This window comes from Calidifontibacter indicus, assembly GCF_003386865.1.
Classification (GTDB): Bacteria; Actinomycetota; Actinomycetes; order Actinomycetales; family Dermatophilaceae; genus Yimella; species Yimella indica.
The window spans coordinates 786,254-802,309 of record NZ_QTUA01000001.1 but is presented as its reverse complement, the minus strand read 5'-3'; the positions used below and the strand labels follow the sequence as shown (position 1 = coordinate 802,309).

Annotated in this window: 16 protein-coding genes and 3 pseudogenes; 14 read left to right on the top strand and 5 right to left on the bottom strand. The window is 66.9% G+C overall.

Features of this window, described 5'->3' with window-relative positions; translation table 11 throughout:
- Window positions 1-29: 29 nt before the first annotated feature.
- The 10 genes and pseudogenes from DFJ65_RS03800 to DFJ65_RS03755 all read left to right on the top strand — a co-directional run bounded on the left by DFJ65_RS03800 (window position 30) and on the right by DFJ65_RS03755 (window position 9,268).
- Window positions 30-1,313 (top strand): annotated as a pseudogene (locus DFJ65_RS03800) (IS3 family transposase).
- An 87-nt stretch (window positions 1,314-1,400) separates the two neighbouring features.
- A pseudogene (locus tag DFJ65_RS03795) lies at window positions 1,401-1,595 on the top strand (VOC family protein); the annotation flags it as partial.
- A gap of 7 nt (window positions 1,596-1,602) precedes the next feature.
- Complete coding sequence (locus DFJ65_RS03790) at window positions 1,603-2,202, top strand: N-acetyltransferase (RefSeq protein ID WP_115924084.1); 600 nt, start codon at window positions 1,603-1,605, stop codon at window positions 2,200-2,202.
- A 55-nt stretch (window positions 2,203-2,257) separates the two neighbouring features.
- The gene (locus tag DFJ65_RS03785) at window positions 2,258-2,458 is read left to right on the top strand and encodes a hypothetical protein (RefSeq protein ID WP_147301301.1); all 201 of its coding nucleotides are present in this window, start codon (window positions 2,258-2,260) and stop codon (window positions 2,456-2,458) included.
- A gap of 35 nt (window positions 2,459-2,493) precedes the next feature.
- Window positions 2,494-3,714 (top strand): NAD(P)/FAD-dependent oxidoreductase, encoded by a 1,221-nt coding sequence (locus DFJ65_RS03780; protein WP_115921879.1) that lies wholly within the window; start codon window positions 2,494-2,496, stop codon window positions 3,712-3,714.
- A 109-nt stretch (window positions 3,715-3,823) separates the two neighbouring features.
- Complete coding sequence (locus DFJ65_RS03775) at window positions 3,824-4,360, top strand: 2Fe-2S iron-sulfur cluster-binding protein (protein ID WP_115921878.1); 537 nt, start codon at window positions 3,824-3,826, stop codon at window positions 4,358-4,360.
- Window positions 4,357-5,346, top strand: coding sequence for an FAD binding domain-containing protein (locus DFJ65_RS03770; protein WP_115921877.1), 990 nt, complete (start codon window positions 4,357-4,359; stop codon window positions 5,344-5,346). The genes DFJ65_RS03775 and DFJ65_RS03770 overlap by 4 nt, the downstream gene beginning before the upstream one ends.
- Window positions 5,343-7,532 (top strand): xanthine dehydrogenase family protein molybdopterin-binding subunit, encoded by a 2,190-nt coding sequence (locus tag DFJ65_RS03765; RefSeq protein WP_211308357.1) that lies wholly within the window; start codon window positions 5,343-5,345, stop codon window positions 7,530-7,532. The genes DFJ65_RS03770 and DFJ65_RS03765 overlap by 4 nt, the downstream gene beginning before the upstream one ends.
- Before the next feature lie 22 nt (window positions 7,533-7,554).
- Window positions 7,555-8,136 carry a nucleotidyltransferase family protein gene (locus DFJ65_RS03760; RefSeq protein WP_245949981.1) on the top strand — a complete coding sequence of 194 codons (582 nt, stop codon included), beginning with the start codon at window positions 7,555-7,557 and terminating at the stop codon, window positions 8,134-8,136.
- Window positions 8,129-9,268, top strand: a complete 1,140-nt coding sequence (locus DFJ65_RS03755; RefSeq protein WP_115921875.1) for an XdhC family protein — start codon at window positions 8,129-8,131, stop codon at window positions 9,266-9,268. Before DFJ65_RS03760 ends, DFJ65_RS03755 begins: the two co-directional genes overlap by 8 nt.
- Before the next feature lie 15 nt (window positions 9,269-9,283).
- On the opposite strand, the pseudogene DFJ65_RS03750 reads toward DFJ65_RS03755, so the two are convergent.
- A pseudogene (locus DFJ65_RS03750) lies at window positions 9,284-9,505 on the bottom strand (lysine transporter LysE); the annotation flags it as partial.
- 38 nt (window positions 9,506-9,543) lie between these two features.
- On the opposite strand from DFJ65_RS03750, the gene arfB reads away from it, so the two are divergent.
- Window positions 9,544-9,990, top strand: a complete 447-nt coding sequence (gene arfB / locus DFJ65_RS03745) for an alternative ribosome rescue aminoacyl-tRNA hydrolase ArfB (RefSeq protein WP_115921874.1) — start codon at window positions 9,544-9,546, stop codon at window positions 9,988-9,990.
- A 1-nt stretch (window position 9,991) separates the two neighbouring features.
- Here the strand turns inward: arfB and DFJ65_RS03740 are convergent, their stop codons facing one another.
- The 3 genes from DFJ65_RS03740 to gntA form a co-directional block, all read right to left on the bottom strand.
- On the bottom strand, window positions 9,992-11,026 hold the full coding sequence (locus DFJ65_RS03740) for a lactonase family protein (protein ID WP_115921873.1): 1,035 nt from the start codon (window positions 11,024-11,026) through the stop codon (window positions 9,992-9,994).
- Between the two features lie 80 nt (window positions 11,027-11,106).
- Window positions 11,107-11,784 carry a DUF1989 domain-containing protein gene (locus DFJ65_RS03735; RefSeq protein ID WP_115921872.1) on the bottom strand — a complete coding sequence of 226 codons (678 nt, stop codon included), beginning with the start codon at window positions 11,782-11,784 and terminating at the stop codon, window positions 11,107-11,109.
- Complete coding sequence (gntA, locus tag DFJ65_RS03730; protein WP_170143982.1) at window positions 11,781-12,443, bottom strand: guanitoxin biosynthesis heme-dependent pre-guanitoxin N-hydroxylase GntA; 663 nt, start codon at window positions 12,441-12,443, stop codon at window positions 11,781-11,783. The genes DFJ65_RS03735 and gntA overlap by 4 nt, the downstream gene beginning before the upstream one ends.
- A 286-nt stretch (window positions 12,444-12,729) precedes the next feature.
- Between gntA and DFJ65_RS03725 the strand changes: the two genes are divergently transcribed.
- From DFJ65_RS03725 to DFJ65_RS03715, 3 genes are all read left to right on the top strand, one after another.
- Complete coding sequence (locus DFJ65_RS03725) at window positions 12,730-13,548, top strand: hypothetical protein (protein WP_115921870.1); 819 nt, start codon at window positions 12,730-12,732, stop codon at window positions 13,546-13,548.
- A 113-nt stretch (window positions 13,549-13,661) separates the two neighbouring features.
- On the top strand, window positions 13,662-14,111 hold the full coding sequence (locus DFJ65_RS03720) for a phage holin family protein (RefSeq protein ID WP_245949979.1): 450 nt from the start codon (window positions 13,662-13,664) through the stop codon (window positions 14,109-14,111).
- Window positions 14,108-14,734 carry a DUF3618 domain-containing protein gene (locus DFJ65_RS03715; RefSeq protein WP_115921868.1) on the top strand — a complete coding sequence of 209 codons (627 nt, stop codon included), beginning with the start codon at window positions 14,108-14,110 and terminating at the stop codon, window positions 14,732-14,734. Before DFJ65_RS03720 ends, DFJ65_RS03715 begins: the two co-directional genes overlap by 4 nt.
- Before the next feature lie 69 nt (window positions 14,735-14,803).
- Here DFJ65_RS03715 and DFJ65_RS03710 read toward each other — a convergent pair whose 3' ends face one another.
- Window positions 14,804-16,039 carry an APC family permease gene (locus tag DFJ65_RS03710; protein ID WP_115921867.1) on the bottom strand — a complete coding sequence of 412 codons (1,236 nt, stop codon included), beginning with the start codon at window positions 16,037-16,039 and terminating at the stop codon, window positions 14,804-14,806.
- Between the last annotated feature and the right edge of the window lie 17 nt (window positions 16,040-16,056).

Here is a 16,056-nt window from a genome sequence, read left to right as displayed (position 1 = left end):
AGACTCCAGTTGTTGGGAAGGTTGGAGTCATGGCAGGCACTGGTACGAAGAGGTATCCCGCGGAGCTCAAGGAGCGCGCGGTGCGGATGGTGACCGAGCGGCCCTCGGACGAGAGTGAGTGGCCGGCGATCCAGCGGGTCGCTCCTTTGTTGGGGATCGGGTCGGCCGAGACGCTTCGGAAGTGGGTGCGTCAGGCAGAGGCTGACGCCGGCGCTGCTGGCGGTGTCGGCGGGGTCGGGACGGCCGAGTCGGAGGAACTGCGCAGGCTGCGGCGCGAGGTCGCCGAGTTGAAGCGAGCGAACTCGATCCTGAAGGCAGCCTCGGCTTTCTTCGCAGCCGAGCTCGACCGGCCACGCGGCTGATCGTGGACTTCATCAGGGTGCACGCCGATCGGCGTGAACCTGGTGGTCTGCGGTGGGGTGTCGAGCCGATCTGTTCCGTGCTGACCGAGCACGGGATCACGATCGCCCCATCGACCTATTACGAACTCGTGGATCGCCCGATGACCACCTCGGACTGGCGAGAAGCGTTGCTGACCAGAGAGATTCACCGTGTCTACACCGAGAACTACAGCGTGTACGGGGCTCGGAAGGTGTGGTTGCAACTCAACCGCGAAGGCCACCGGGTTGCCCGGTGCACGGTGGAGCGGATCATGCGTGAACGCGGGTGGCGGGGCGCGATCCGCGGCACGGTCAAGCGGACCACGACGCCCGACGCGTCGGCCGCTGATCGGCGTCCGGATGATCTGGTGTGTCGCCGGTTCGCGCCGTTGGCGCCGGACCGGCTGTGGGTCGCCGACTTCACCTATGTCAGCACGTGGTCGGGGTGGGTGTACGTCGCGTTCGTCGTCGACGCCTACGCGCGGCGGATCTTGGGGTGGTCGGTGTCGACGTCGATGACGACGGACTTCGTGTTGCATGCGTTCGAGCAGGCTGTCTGGACCCGGAACCGTTACGGGACAGCTGATTTCAGCGCGTTGGTGCATCACCACGATCGGGGGTCTCAGTACACCTCGATCCGGTTCGGTCAAGCCCTGGCCGAGGCCGGTGTCGTGGATTCCATTTGGTAGTACTGGGGATTCGTACGACAACGCGTTAGCGGAGTCGATCAACGGGTTGTACAAGACCGAGTTGATCAAGCGAGCCAAGCCCTGGAAGGGCGCCGATGACGTCGAGATCGCGACCGCCGAATGGGTCGACTGGTTCAACCATCGGCGCCTGTACGAGTACTGCGGCGACATCCCACCCGTCGAGCTTGAGGAGGCGTACTACGCTCGCAAAACAGCCCAGCAAACCGCTGCGCTGACCGTTTGAGAAAGTCTCCGGACACTCCGGGGCGATTCAAGGCGGGACGCCCTTGGACGTGTCCCGAACCTCTGGTTCGACGACCTCGCCGACGACAACGCCTCGGGTCAACGCTTCCACATCGAGGTGTACATCGCCGCCGAAGTAGCCGAAGAACGGATCGCCGCCGTCGTCGCCGCCGGCGGGACGGTCGTCGACGACAGCGACTACCCCGCACTCACGGTGATCGCCGATCAAGACGGAAACCGCGGTGTCCTGTGCGTCGCGGCCAAGCCCAAGAGCACGGACTGAGGGAATGGTGAGCACCGAACCCACTTACACGATCGCGTCCCTTACGCCGCAGACGTGGCCTGCGTTCGAGGCACTCGTGCAGCGGCACAACGGCATCTTCGGGGGTTGCTGGTGCACGTGGTTCCACGAGGGGCATCCGAACTGCGAAGGACGCGGCGAAACCGCCGAAGGCAACCAGGCGATCAAGAAGCGACTGGTCGACGACGGGGTCGCGCACGCCGCACTGGTGATGGACGGCGACGAGGCGGTTGCGTGGGCCGAGTACGGCACCCCGGAAGAATTGCCGACCCTGCACCACGGCAAGCAGTACCACGCTACGAAAGCAGCCGATCCGGATTACCGCATCACCTGCGTCTTCGTCGACAAGCGACACCGGCGCCGCGGTGTCACCGAACTGGCGATCAGCGGCGCACTCGATCTCATAGCCCAGGCCGGCGGCGGACGCGTGGAGAGCTATCCGCACGACCTCACGGATCAGACCAAGAAGATGTCGTCGTCATTCCTCTACAACGGCACCCGGCGCCTGTATGAGCGGCTCGGGTTCGACTACGACAGACCCAAGGGTCTTGAGAACTGTGTGATGGTCAAGACCGTCGACCCGTCCTGACGCCATGCGGATGGTTGCCGACGGGTCTGCCGACGGACGCACCCAACACCAAGTCATGGCCGACCTCGTCTTCGAACGCCTCACCGGTGTGTCCGCGGCCGCCGGCCCCGGAGTCGAAGTCCAGCTCGTCATGCCGGCGGCTCAACTGTTCGGCCAGAAGCCAGGTGGAGGAACGTCCGGTCAACTCGTCGAGGTGCCGCCCGGAGTCCACGCCCCGCACCGCGGCCACGGCGGCGAATCCGCCGCACCGGAATGAGTCGGCGAGCAGAGAGGTCTGGATACCGTCGATGGATGAAGAGCTACGACTTGGTGATCATCGGTAGCGGGCCCGCCGGGACGAGCGCCGCTACGTCCTACGTCGAGTCGGGAGGAACAGGCCGCGTCCTGCTGGTCTCAGCCGATCGACTGCCTCCGTACCAGCGCCCGCCCTTGACGAAGGATGTGCTCGCCGGCCGAAGCGATGTCGAGGCCACCCCGATCGAGGGAAGTGAGCTTCCCGACCAGGTGGAGATCAAACTCGGGACGACCGTGAGCGCTATCGACCTGGCGGCGCGCGCTATTCGAGTCGGCGACGAACCGGTCGCGTTCGACCGGCTCATCGTCGCCGTCGGTGCTCAACCGATCCCGTTCCCCGCCAGCGACGCTGACGCCGAGGTCCTGGTCCTGCGGTCGTTCGACGACGCCGAGCGCCTGGTCGCGTCGGCACAACGGGCGAGGTCGGCCGTCGTCATCGGTTCCGGTTTCATCGGTTGCGAGGCAGCAGCCTCGCTCGCAATTCGCGGGGTCGACACCACGCTCGTGACGCCGGAGCAGGCACCACAGATCGACCGGCTCGGCGAGTTCGCCGCCAGCCGTATCCACGAATGGCTCACCGGGCTCGGTGTCGAACTGCGTACGGGCGTTCAGGTGACCAAGGTGGCCGCGCCGTCGACCGTCCACCTGGACGACGGACACACCCTCTCGCCCGACCTGGTGCTCGCGGCCGTCGGAGTGACACCGGGCGGGGAACAGTTCGCCGACTCGGGTCTGCAACTGCACGAAGGCCGCATCGTTGCCGATGACCACCTGCAGGTGGCGCCGGACGTCTGGGCGGCCGGCGACGTCGCACGCGCCCACCATCCGATCGCGGCCCGCCCGGTCCCGGTCGAACACTGGGGTGACGCCCTGGCGATGGGTGAGCTCGCCGGACGCAATGCGGCATCGGACGACGACGATCAGCAGCAATGGCGCGATGTGCCTGGATTCTGGAGCACGATCGGTGACCACACCCTGAAGTACGCAGCGTGGGGCGACGGGCACGAGCGTGTCGAGGTCGTCGAATCCGCGGGCGCCTACACCGTCTGGTACGCCGACGCCGAGGACACCGTCGTCGGAGTGCTCACCTACAACAATGACGACGACTACGAGCGCGGTCAGATCGCCATCGAAGCAGCCGAATCACTGGATCAGGTGCTCGACGGGGCCGTGCCCGCCACGGACGAACAAGAGTCGCCAAGGGACGCGGACGGGTGATCGACGCTCGACTGCACATGACGCCGTGCCGATCCCACCCTTTCGGTACGCCCCTGCGGTATCCGCACAGGATTACCGTGACAATCTCCCCTGCCTGGAAGGTGCGCCGATGCCGTCTGCACAGCACGTCTCCGTCCGACTCACCGTCGACGGTCAGGACCACGAACTCGAGCTCGACCCGCGCGTGAGTGTGCTGGACGCACTGCGCGACCGGCTCGGCATCACCTCGGTGAAGAAGGGGTGCGACCATGGCCAGTGCGGCGCCTGCACTGTCCTGGTCGATGGACGCCGCATCGTCAGCTGCCTGACCCTTGCCGCGTCCTACGACGGTGCGGACGTCACCACGGCCGCCGGCCTCGGCACCGCCGACAACCTCGGCGACCTGCAGGCGGCCTTCGTCGATCGGGACGCCCTGCAGTGCGGGTATTGCACGCCGGGTCAGATCTGTTCTGCTGCAGGCATGTTCGCCGAAGCCGAGGCGGGGATGCCGTCCCATGTCACGGAGGATGTGAGCGACCTCGGCCAGGTACGGCTGACTCCCGAAGAGATCGCCGAGCGGATGAGCGGCAACCTGTGCCGTTGCGGTGCGTACTGCCACATCCGTGAGGCCATCACGGACGTCGCGAAGGAACGGGGCCAGGCATGAATGAGTTCGAGTACGTCCGCGCCGCAACGGTTTCCGATGCACTCTCGATGACCGGTATCGGCGACACCGCCTACCTCGCGGGCGGCACGAACCTCGTCGATCACCTGCGGCTCGGCATCAAGCGTCCGGATCGGATCGTCGACATCAGCCGTCTCGACCTCGGTGGTGTCGAGGAGACCGCAGACGACGGCCTGCGCATCGGCGCGAACGTTCGAAATGCCGACCTTGCAGCGGATCCTCTTGTGCGGCAGCGTTATCCGTTCGTGAGCGAGGCTCTTCTCGCGGGTGCTTCCGGCCAGATCCGAGCGATGGCTTCGACCGCCGGCAATCTGCTGCAGCGCACCCGTTGCGTGTACTTCCAGGACACCACCACCCCGTGCAACAAGCGCGCACCCGGTACGGGCTGCTCGGCGATCGACGGATTCGGCAAGTACAACGCGATCATCGGTCAGTCCGACCAGTGCGTCGCGGTGCACCCTTCCGACCTGTGTCTCCCCCTCGCCGCCCTCGAAGCAGTCGTGCACGTGACAGGCCCGGACGGCGACCGCAAGATCCCGTTCGCCGATTTCCACCGGCTACCCGGCGACGACCCCTCTCGCGACACCAACCTCGTTTCGGGAGAACTCATCACCGGCATCGAGATCCCGCCGCTGCCTTGGGCAGTTCGCTCTCATTACCGGAAGGTGCGCGACCGGGCGTCGTACGCCTTCGCGCTGGTCTCCGTCGCCGCCGCGATCGACGTCTCCGGCGGTCAGGTGAACGATGTGCGTCTCGCACTCGGAGGCGTCGCCCACAAGCCCCACCGAGCGCGCACCGCAGAGGATCAGCTGCGTGGTGGGCCGGTGACCGCTGAGGCGTTCGAGGCGGCCATCGACGCCGAACTCGCTGCTGCACAAGTCGGTTCGGAGAACGCCTACAAGATTCCGATGCTCCAGCGCACTGTCGTCGCGGTGTTGCAGGAACTGGTTGAAGGAGCAAACCGATGAGCATCTCGATGAGCACCGACGCACCGGCCCGCCCGCAGACCCGTCCGGACGAGACCGAGACTCCGGAGCGGACGAACGAGGCACCCGCCGGTCGCGAGAAGAGCGTCGGCACCCCGGTACGACGGGTCGACGGCCCGTTGAAGGTCACCGGCACGGCGCCGTATGCGTACGAGCATGACGTCGAGAATCCTTGTTACCTGTGGCCGGTGCCCGCGCCGATCACGAAGGGCAGGATCGTCCGCATCGACACAGAAGCGGCGCGAGCCGTCCCCGGGGTACTGCACATCCTCACCCACGAGGACTCTCCTCGGCTCGCGGTGAAGTCCGACCCGGCACTGTGGATCCTGCAGGGACCCCAGATCGCCCATCGGGGACAGATCGTCGGTGGCGTCATCGCCGAGACTCCCGAGGCAGCCCGCGAGGCGGCCGAGTTGGTGGAGGTCATCTGCGAGGAGGAGGCGGCGAAGGTCGAGTTCGACCCGCACGACCCGGAGGCTGAGAGCCCGCGCATCGTCCTGATGAAGCGCGGCACGGAGAGCAAGGGTGACCTGGACGAAGGGTGGCGCGAAGCCGTCCACCGGATCGATCAGGAGTACGCGAACCCCACGCACTTCCATGCCCAGATGGAGCCGCACGCGGTGATCGCCATCTGGCACGACGTCGATGGCTTCGACCCGCGAGCCACTCGCCTGACTCTGTTCGACACCAACCAGGGCCCGATCATCCACCGCACCCTGCTGCCGCCGTTGCTGGGCCTGCTTCCGAATCAGCTCGAGGTCATCTCGCCGTACGTCGGCGGCGGGTTCGGCGGCAAGGCGTTCCCGCACCCGCACATCGCCCTCGCCGCGATGGCCGCGAAAGTGATCAGCCCGCGCCCGGTGAAGCTCGCGCTCACCCGCCAGCAGATGTTCCAGAGCGTCGGCCACCGCCCCGAAGCCAGCCAGCGCATCCGCCTCGGCGCAGACCGCAACGGACGGCTCACCGCGATCGAACACATCAGCACCCAGGCGGCGTCCCGCCTGAAGCGCAACGTCGACCAGTCGTGTTTCGCCACCCGGATGATGTACGCCACACCCAACCGCCGTACCGAGCACCGCGCGGTGATGCTGGACCTGCCGCCGGAGACGTGGATGCGCGCGCCGGGCGACTTCAACGGCATGTTCGCCCTCGAGACCGCGATGGACGAACTGGCACATCAGCTGGGCGTCGACCCGATCGAACTGCGGCTGAGGAACGAACCGGACGTGGACCCGGAGACCGAGAAGCCGTGGAGCACAAGAGCATTGGTCCCCGCACTCAAGCGCGGATCGGAACTTTTCGACTGGGGACGCCGCCAGGACCCGGGCACTCTGCGCGAAGGTGAGTGGCTGATCGGTATCGGGGTGGCGTCGACCTGCTTCCCGAACCAGCACGTCGCGAGCCTCTTCGCCCGGATCACCCACACCGGCGGCAAGTACGTGGTGCAGATGCAGGCGTCGGACATCGGCACCGGCGCACATACGGTGCTGCGCCAGATCGCGGCAGATGCCCTCGACGTACCCGTCGAACAGGTGGAGACCGACATCGGTCGCACCGGCACCCCGATGGCGATCATGGCCGGCGGTAGCCAGGGCACTTACGAGTGGGGAAACGCGATCGTCGCCGCCTGCGAGAAGTTGCGTCGCAAGCACGGCGACAACCCACCGGACGGCGCCTCCGCTCGCGCCCAGGGACGCCCGCCGCGGGGCGCGAGCAAGTACTCCCGGCACGCGTTCGGAGCCCAGTTCGCCGAGGTGGCCGTCAGTTCCGTCACCTCGGAGGTACGCGTGCGCCGACTGCTCGGCGTCTACGGAGCCGGCACGATCATCAATCCGCTGACCGCACGCAGCCAGATGGTCGGCGGCATGACGATGGCGCTCTCGGCGGCATTGTTCGAGGAGTCGTACCACGATCCCCGATTCGGCAAGGTGATGAATCACGACCTGGCGAGCTACCACATCGCGGCCCACGCCGACATCGGCGAACTCGAGGTCGAGTTCCTGCCCGAGTACGACAAGTGGTTCGGCGCCAAGGGCTCGAAGGGTATCGGTGAGATGGCGATGGTCGGCACACCCGCCGCGATCGGCAACGCGATCTTCAACGCAACCGGAATCCGCCTGCGGGACACGCCTTTCACTCCGGCTTCGCTCATCGAGGCGACCAGTTGAAGTCGCGCCACAGGTCACCGTGGTGATAGCTGCGATCGTGCTCGCCGCCGGTCGTGGCGAACGGATGGGAATGCCGAAGGCTCTGGTCCACGACGCCGACGGGTCGTGGCTGCAGCGCACGGTGGATGCGGTTCGAGCAGGTGGCTGCGACGACGTGGTCGCGGTCCTTGGTGCCGGAGCGGACGAGGCAGCCGCGCTGATACCCGAGGTGGATGTAGTGGTGGCTCAGCACTGGCAGGAAGGCATGGGCGCGTCGCTGCGTACAGGCCTGGACGCGTGCTCGACCCGAGATGTCGACGCTGCACTGATCACGCTCGTCGATCTGCCGGACGTCGACGCCCGCGTCGTCGCTCGGGTGCTGACCGCGGCCGCGACAGACCCACGCGATGTGCTTGTCCGGGCCACCTATGACGGCGTTCCGGGCCATCCCGTCATCATCGGACGGACCCACTGGGCGGCAGCCGCCGACGTGGCGACCGGTGATCAGGGTGCACGCGCGCTCTTCGTGTCCACCCCGCACAACCTGGTCGAGTGCGGCCACCTGGCGACCGGCCGGGACGTCGACACACCCGTCGACTCACCCCAGGAGTTCGACCGTGCGTGACGTCCTGCCCGATTTGTTGCGGCGCTGGACCGCAGGTGAATCGGTTGCTGTCGCAACGGTGGTCGCAACCTGGCAGTCCGCCCCCAGACCGGCCGGTGCCACGATGCTCGTCGCGTCTGACGACCAGGTCACCGGCTCTGTGTCGGGTGGTTGCGTGGAGGGCGCGCTCTACGAACTCAGCCGCGAAGTACTCGAGTCGGGAACGCCGGTGCTGCAGCGGTACGGGGTCAGTGACGACGACGCGTTCGCTGCGGGACTGACCTGTGGGGGTATCCTCGACGTTTTCGTCGAACGGCTCTCCCCCGCCTCCTTCCCCGAACTGGCAGAGGTCTCAGGCGACATCGAGGCACAGCGCCCGGTCGCCACCGCGACGATCGTCGAACACGACGACCCCGATCGCGTCGGGCGACGCGTCATCCTGCGTCCGGCGGACGACGGATCCGCTTCTCACACAGGAACCCTCGGCTCGGACCGGGCCGACTCAGCGGTCGTGGACGATGCCCTCGGCATGCTGGCCGGCGGACGTTCCGACACCCTTGCCTACGGTCCCGACGGACAACGCCGCGGCGAAGGAATGCGGGTGTTCGTTCAGTCCTTCGCCCCGAAGCCGCGCATGCTGGTTTTCGGCGCCATCGACTTCGCGGCAGCGGTCGCGCGAATGGGCAGTTTCCTGGGCTACCGGGTGACGGTCTGCGACGCACGCCCGGTCTTCGCCACGTCCGCCAGGTTCCCCGACGCGGACGAAGTGGTCGTCGACTGGCCGCATCGCTACCTCACAGACCAGGCAGAGTCCGGAGCCGTCGATGAGCAGACGGTGATCGCCGTGCTCACACACGACCCGAAGTTCGATGTGCCTGTGCTGTCGGTCGCGCTCCGATTGCCGTCGGTCGCCTACATCGGGGCCATGGGTTCGCGCAGAACTCACGACGACCGGCTCGAGCGGCTACGCGAGGAAGGACTGTCCGATCAGGAACTGGCCCGCATGTCGAGCCCGATCGGCCTCGACCTCGGTGCGCGCACTCCGCAGGAGACTGCCGTGTCGATCGCGGCCGAGATCATCTCGCTGCGATGGGGTGGCGCCGGCGGACGGTTGTCCGAGCGGGGCGGGCCGATCCACCATGACCGGCACTGACCGCGCCCCGATGAGTCAGCGGATCGTCGCCAGCATCGCGCCGACCCCGACGAAGAGACCGCCGAACAGCCGGTTCAACCGTCGCTGACCCCGAGCGCTGCGGGTGAGTCGTTGCAGGCCCCGCGCAGCAACGGCGAAGAAGAACCACATCACCAGCACGTCGATGACGACGACGGTCACGCCGAGCACCGTGTACTGGGGCAGCAGCGCGCTCTCCGGCCGGATGAACTGCGGCATGAGGTCACAGTGCTGAGACGACAGGCGAGAATGCACGGGTGTCGGAACTGCATGTATCCCCCGGACCGGGTATCCCGGGCGGGTTGATCGTACCGTCGGGCGAACTGCTCGAACGCTTCTCCCGCAGCTCAGGCCCGGGAGGTCAGGGCGTCAACACGACCGATTCTCGGGTGCAGCTGAGCTTGGACCTCGCAGCCAGCTCCGCCTTCAACGACCGGCAGCGCGAGCGCGTGCTGAGTCGTCTGTCGGAGCGACTCGTCGGCACGACAATCACCATCGACGCATCAGAACACCGTTCCCAGCGGCGCAACCGGACGGCGGCCAGAGAACGACTGGCCGAGATTCTGCGCGAGGCACTCGCACCTGCTCCCCCGCAGCGTCGAGCCACACGTCCGACCCGTGGATCGCAGCGGCGGCGCCTGGCTGCGAAGCGTCGACGTGGCGAGATCAAGAACGCCCGCGCCCGCCCCGCAGCGGACGACTGATTCAGTGGCCGGCGATGATGCGCACCCAGTTGGCGCCGCGTCCGATACCTACCCTCGCAAGAACGGTCAGCCGGCCGTCGTCCTCCACGCGGGACAGTGCGGCGTCGGTGGACTTCTCCCCCACCGCGATCACGAACTGCCCGTCGTCCGTGACGGCGAACCCACGCGGACGAGTCTCGGTGGGTGCGAAGTCCGCGACCTCGCCGAGGTGTCCAGCAGCATCCAGTGCGACCGTCGCGAGGGTGGACGCGCTGCGCTCGGAGCCGATGACCCAGCGACCGGCACGGTGCACGTCCGCTCCCCACACCAGACCCTCCTGCGTGGGATCGGCGCCGAATCGACTGTGTTTCAAGCCTGCTGACGGATCGACGATGCTCACCGACTCCGCCGGTGCGAGCGAGCCGTCGGCGCCGACGTCATGGCGGATGACCTCACCGGAGAACTCGGTGATCAGGTAGGCGTTCTCGTCGTGGATGATCAGATGGCGTGGTCCGCTGCCGTCCGGTTGGGCGATGGTCGCCGGGTCGATCGGGGTGAGCGTTCCGTCCTCACCCAGGTCGTACTGCGCGATCAGATCATCGCCCAGAGAGACGAAGTAGGCGTGTCCGCGATCGGGGACCACGCAGTGCAGGTTCGCAAACTCCACGTGTGCGGTGGCTTCTCCCAGATCACCCTCGTTCCCGACCGGCCACACCTCACCGAAGCCACCGCCGTAGGACGCACCGAGCAGGAATGAACGCGATGCGTCCAAGGCGAGGTAGGTCATCGACGCGTCGACGTCGCGGCGGGAGACCGGGTGCAACTCACCGGTCGTGCGGTCGAGCTTCAACGTGACGATCCCCGCCGGCTCGCCCTTGTACGCGGCGAAGACCAGATCGCGCTCGGCGTCGATCGCGAAGGTACTGCACCCCTGCCCGGCCACCGAGGTCGCGATCATTTCGAGCCGGGGTTCTTCGCGGCGCTCCATCCGCAGGGTCGAGATGGTGCCGTCGCCGGCGTTGGCGATCAGCACGAGATCATGGGCGAGGTCACTCATGTCTCAACCCTAAGCACGAGAGAGTGGCTGTATGCCTGGGGCCTGCGTCCGCGATGACTGGCCCCGCGGGTCCTGACAGGTCAGCAGGGCCGGTCGATGCGGTAGTCGATCGGGGTGCAGTTGCCGTTGTTCGACTTCTCCGCCGAGCATGCGGTCAGGCCCACCACGAGATCCATGTCGGCGCGCAGCGTCAGTCGGTCGCCCGCCGTCGTCGGCGGCGGGTCGATGTGCAGTTCGCCGTCGAGGTCGGTCCATACGTCCATGAACACGTTCAGCGTCGTGGAGATGCGATCGGACGAGATGTCGAACGCGTCGAACGCGCCGACGAGGTTCGCGAAGCAGCTCGGGTGTTCGGCACCCTCGAACTCCGGATAGAGCAGGTCGAACGTGTCCTGGCTGCACGGCGTGAGCGTCATGTCGTGCACACCGACAGTGTCCTCGACGATCGTCGCCATGACCCGAGATCGGTTGCTGTACAACCGATCTCCCGGACCGACGTAGATCGAGTTCTTGTAGTCGGTGGTACGGCCGGTGGAGAACCACTCGTCGTGGTCGTCTGCACCGAAGGCAAAGAAGTCACTCACCTGTTCCCCGCACGGGTCAACGATCGTGAGCATCTCCCCCGCTCGCAGGGCGAATCCGACACCTGTCTGTGGCGCGATGCGCTCGAAGCCGGGCGCCGGGGCGTCCGCCCCTCCGGCATACGAGACGTGCGCGTCAGGGCTCGGGGTGCGCGGGCGAACGTGCTGCGTCGTCATCGGGTCTCCTGGGGGACGAAGGGTGCGTGCCAGTCGGGTTCGACGGCGCGACCGGAGTACTGCCGTGCTTCGGAGGAGTCGCCATGGTCGACCGCCATCGGATTCACCGATCCTTGCAGGGCTCGATCGCGTGCCCTGATCAGGTCACGCATCCGTTCGAAGCCACCCTGCTCGCGAAGCAGCTCGAACTGCTCGTGCAGGTTGAACACCAGACAGGGTTTCGGCGCGCGACGCGCCACTCTCGAGGAGTTCGGGTGCAGTCCTACGACGAAGTACGCCACGCCGGCGTAGGAGAACGCGAAGTGAGCCGCATCCGGGTCGGCTCCGACGCCTCGCGCCCAGGGCAGGTCGTCCCCGTCGTGCAACTGCTGCAGCGTGCGCCAGAGCAGATCCTCGAAGGCACGTTCGTCGTCGATGACCGGTCCGTCGAACGTGGCGATGAAGGACTGGAACGGACCGGTCGGATCCGCCGACCGCCCGTAGACGGCAAGCGCCTTTCCGAGGTCCCGCGCACTGGTGGGGTCTCCCAGTTCGCCGAGGTCGATGCTGGTGACGTTGTCGCGACGGAAGACCGATCTCGCTCCCAGACAGGGATATTCGGGTTGGGCGACCATGTCGGCGAGATCTGACAATCGATCTGATTCGTGGGTCGTGGACATCGTGTGCACCTTCGAATTAACGGGTCGGGCGCACTCGCCCGATCGGTCCGCCAGTCTGTCCCGCGCCACTGGTGTTACGGCCACTTGCATCCACCCTCCGTTGGGGTGAAATTCGCCCGATCGCCGCCTTCCGACAAGCGCCAGCCCGTTTCAACCGCGCTGAGCGCCATACCGTCGAAGACGTTCCGGGTCATGCGTGCGGTCGAGCCTTCCGCACCTCGCTGACACGTCACGGCGAACGCTGCCGTGCGTTCAGGACCCACACTCCTCACAGTCAGGACGAGGTATGTCAGACCACGAACTGCCGGGAAACCCCCAGCACGACATCAAATACACGGAGGGCCGAGCCGATCTCGACCAGCCCAACCCCACCAAGGACGTCGCCTCCGGTGAGGCCAAGTCCGTCGCGCAGGACGCCAAGTCGTCCGCGTCCGATGTTGCAGGCACCGCCCAGCAGCAGGCAGGTGAGGTCCTGCACGAGGCCACCGACCAGTTGAAGACGCTGATCGATCAATTGAAGAGCGAGTTCGGCGGTCAGAGCTCCGGGCAGCAGCAGCGCCTGGCGAGCGGACTCACCTCTCTCGCAGACGAACTCGACGAAATGTCCAAGGGCGGCGAGCAGTCCGGCGTCGCGTCCGACCTGGCCCGTCAGGCGTCGACCCGGGCCCGGGACGCGGCCATCTGGATGGAGAACCGTGAGCCGGGCGACGTCGTCGAGGAGGTCAAGCGCTTCGCTCGTCAGCGTCCGGGCACCTTCCTGGCCGCAGCCGCACTCGTGGGCTTGGTGGCCGGTCGGATGACCCGCGGCATCGCCGATGAGGCGCGCGACGACTCCGGTGACTCCTACGGCCAGGGCGGTCCGGGTCAGAACCGGCATGTCGCCGGTCGCCCGCAGTCGCACCAGCCCACCGGCTACGCACCGCCCGCAGGCCAGTACGGCATCGGCGAGCAGTACGCCGAAAATGTGCAGGACGTCCCGCAGTACGCCGAGTACGTCGAAGGTGTCCCCGGCTACCAGCCGGAGCAGTACGTCGACGGTGTTCGGGTCGAGCCCGGCCAGCAGTTCGGCAATGGCACGCCGCGTCGTCCGGAAGACCTGCGCTGATGTCAGTCGGTCCTGACAACGGCACCGGATCGCACGCCGCCGGCCAGGGTGCCGGCGGGTACGGGAGCGGATACGGAAACGGTCCTGCCGACTCCAACCGTCAGTACGAGAACGTGACTGACGCAATCCCGCCGGCCGAGCCGCTGCGTAGTGCACACGGCACGCATGAGAAAGGCGAGGTCTCCTCGATCGGCGCCATCATCGGCGAGATCACCGAGGATATGTCCACGCTCATGCGGCAGGAGGTCGCGCTCGCCAAGGCCGAAGTCCAGCAGTCCGCGTCTCAGGCCGGCAAGGGCGCGGGAATGCTCGCGGGTGCCGGCGCCGCCGTGCACTACGCGTTGTTCTTCCTGTCGATCGCCCTGTGGTGGGCGCTCGGAGATCTCATGGACAACCTCGGTTGGTCCGCGGTGATCGTCGCCCTCATCTGGGGTGTCATCGCCGCCATCCTCGCCTCGATGGGCAAGGGACAGCTCAAGAACGTCAAAGGAATGCCGCGCACCGTCGACACCGCCAAGCGGGTCCCCGATGCGCTCCAGGGAAATGAGGGGAACAACCGATGAGCAACAACGACCCGGAGCAGCTGCGTCAGGAAATCCAGCAGACGCGCTCCAACCTCAGTCAGAACGTCAACGCCCTTGGTGAGGCCGTGACGCCGGGCAACATCGCCCGCCGCCAGGTCGACAAGGTGACGGGCACCGCCGCCGGATTGAAGGACAAGGTCATGGGCACTGCAGAGGACTTCCGCGACGAGCACACCGGTAACGGTCCGGGCGTGGGCGATCGTGTCTCGAATGTCGGCGACCGCGCCGGTGAGCTGCCCCAGCAGGCAAAGCGCAAGGCCCAGGGCAACCCCCTGGCCGCTGGGCTCATCGCGTTGGGCGCAGGCTGGCTCGTCGGCTCGCTGATGCCGGCGTCGCAGAAGGAACGCGACCTGGCACAGCAGGCCAAGGACAAGGCGCAGCCCGTCGTGTCCGAAGCGCAGTCACTCGCGAAGGAGTCGGCTCAGAACCTCAAAGAGCCGGCGCAGGACGCAGTCGAAAGCGTCAAGCAGACCGCCCAGGACTCTGCCCAGACAGTGAAGTCCGAAGGCCAGCAGGCCGCTACGGACGTCAAAGACAGCGCCCAGGAGTCGAAGGACAACGTTCAACAGCACCAGCAGCGTGACGACACGTCGCTGACCTGATCGAACTCAGCCGAGACCGAGGGCCCGTCACCGCGAGGTGGTGGGCCCTCGGTGTCGTCAGGGCTGCCGTCATGGGCGACGCAGGGCAGCACGTCCGAGCACGCCTCCGGCCAGCACCAGGGCGCCGAGTGCGACCGCTTGCCAGGGCAGCGTGGCAACCAGCACGGCGCAGCCCGCCATGCCGAGGATGTTGAATGCACGCGGCCAACGCCGTTGCTTGCAAGGCTGACGAAAAGCGGATGCGTTGGTCACGAAGTAGTAGGTGAGCACCCCGAACGACGAGAAGCCGATGGCTCCCCGCAGGTCGGCGAGCAGCACCAGCAGCACCACGACGACCCCCACCGCGATCTCCGCGGCGGCAGGGACCTGGTGCCGCTCGTCGACCGTGGCGAAAGGACTCGGAAGATCACGCTCGCGCGCCATCGCAAGCATCGTCCGGGAAACCCCTGCGATCAGCGCGAGAAGCGCTCCCAGGCTGGCGGCAACGGCACCGCACCGCACGATCGGGCCGGCCCACGAGGCGCCGACGGCGTCCACCGCGCTCATCAGCGGAGCATCCGCCGCAGCAAGGGATGACCCGAGCACCTTCACCGACACCACGCCGATCACCGCGTACAACGTGACCGCCACTGAGAGGGCGATGAGGATGGCGCGACCGATCATCTCCGGGCGGCGTACCTCCTCGGCGAGAGTCGCGATCCGCGCGTACCCGGCGAACGCGAAGAACAGCAGACCCGCTGCCTGGAGCACTCCGTAGGGCTCGGCGGACGCAAGGGCGGCGTTCGGCACGACGCTCTCACGGGTACCCACCAGCACCACGAAGAACACAAGCACCAGGACGGTGATGGTCACCAGCACCTTCGCGGCGACCGCAGTCCGGGTGATGCCCCGCAGGTTCAGAGCGGTGAGGGCCACTACGGCTACAGCGGCTGAAAGTCGTTGCAGCACTGAGGTGTCGGGGAAGAGGTAGTACGCGAACGTCATCGCCATCGCGGCACAGGACGCGGTCTTCCCGATGACGAAACCCCACCCTGCGACGAACCCCCACCAAGCCCCCAACACCTCGCGTCCGAACAGGTAGGTGCCGCCCGACGAGGGATACACCGCGGCGAGCTGCGCCGACGCGACGGCGTTGCAGAAGGCGACGAAGGCCGCGATCGCGAGAGCGACCAACAGCAGCGAACCTGCGGACGCGGCCGCGGGCGCGTACGCGGAGAACACACCGGCGCCGAGCATGGCCGACAGTCCGACGACCACCGCATCTGCCGTGCCCAAGCGCCGGGCAAGCGGTGCGGATGCCGTCATCGCACGCCTTCGACGCG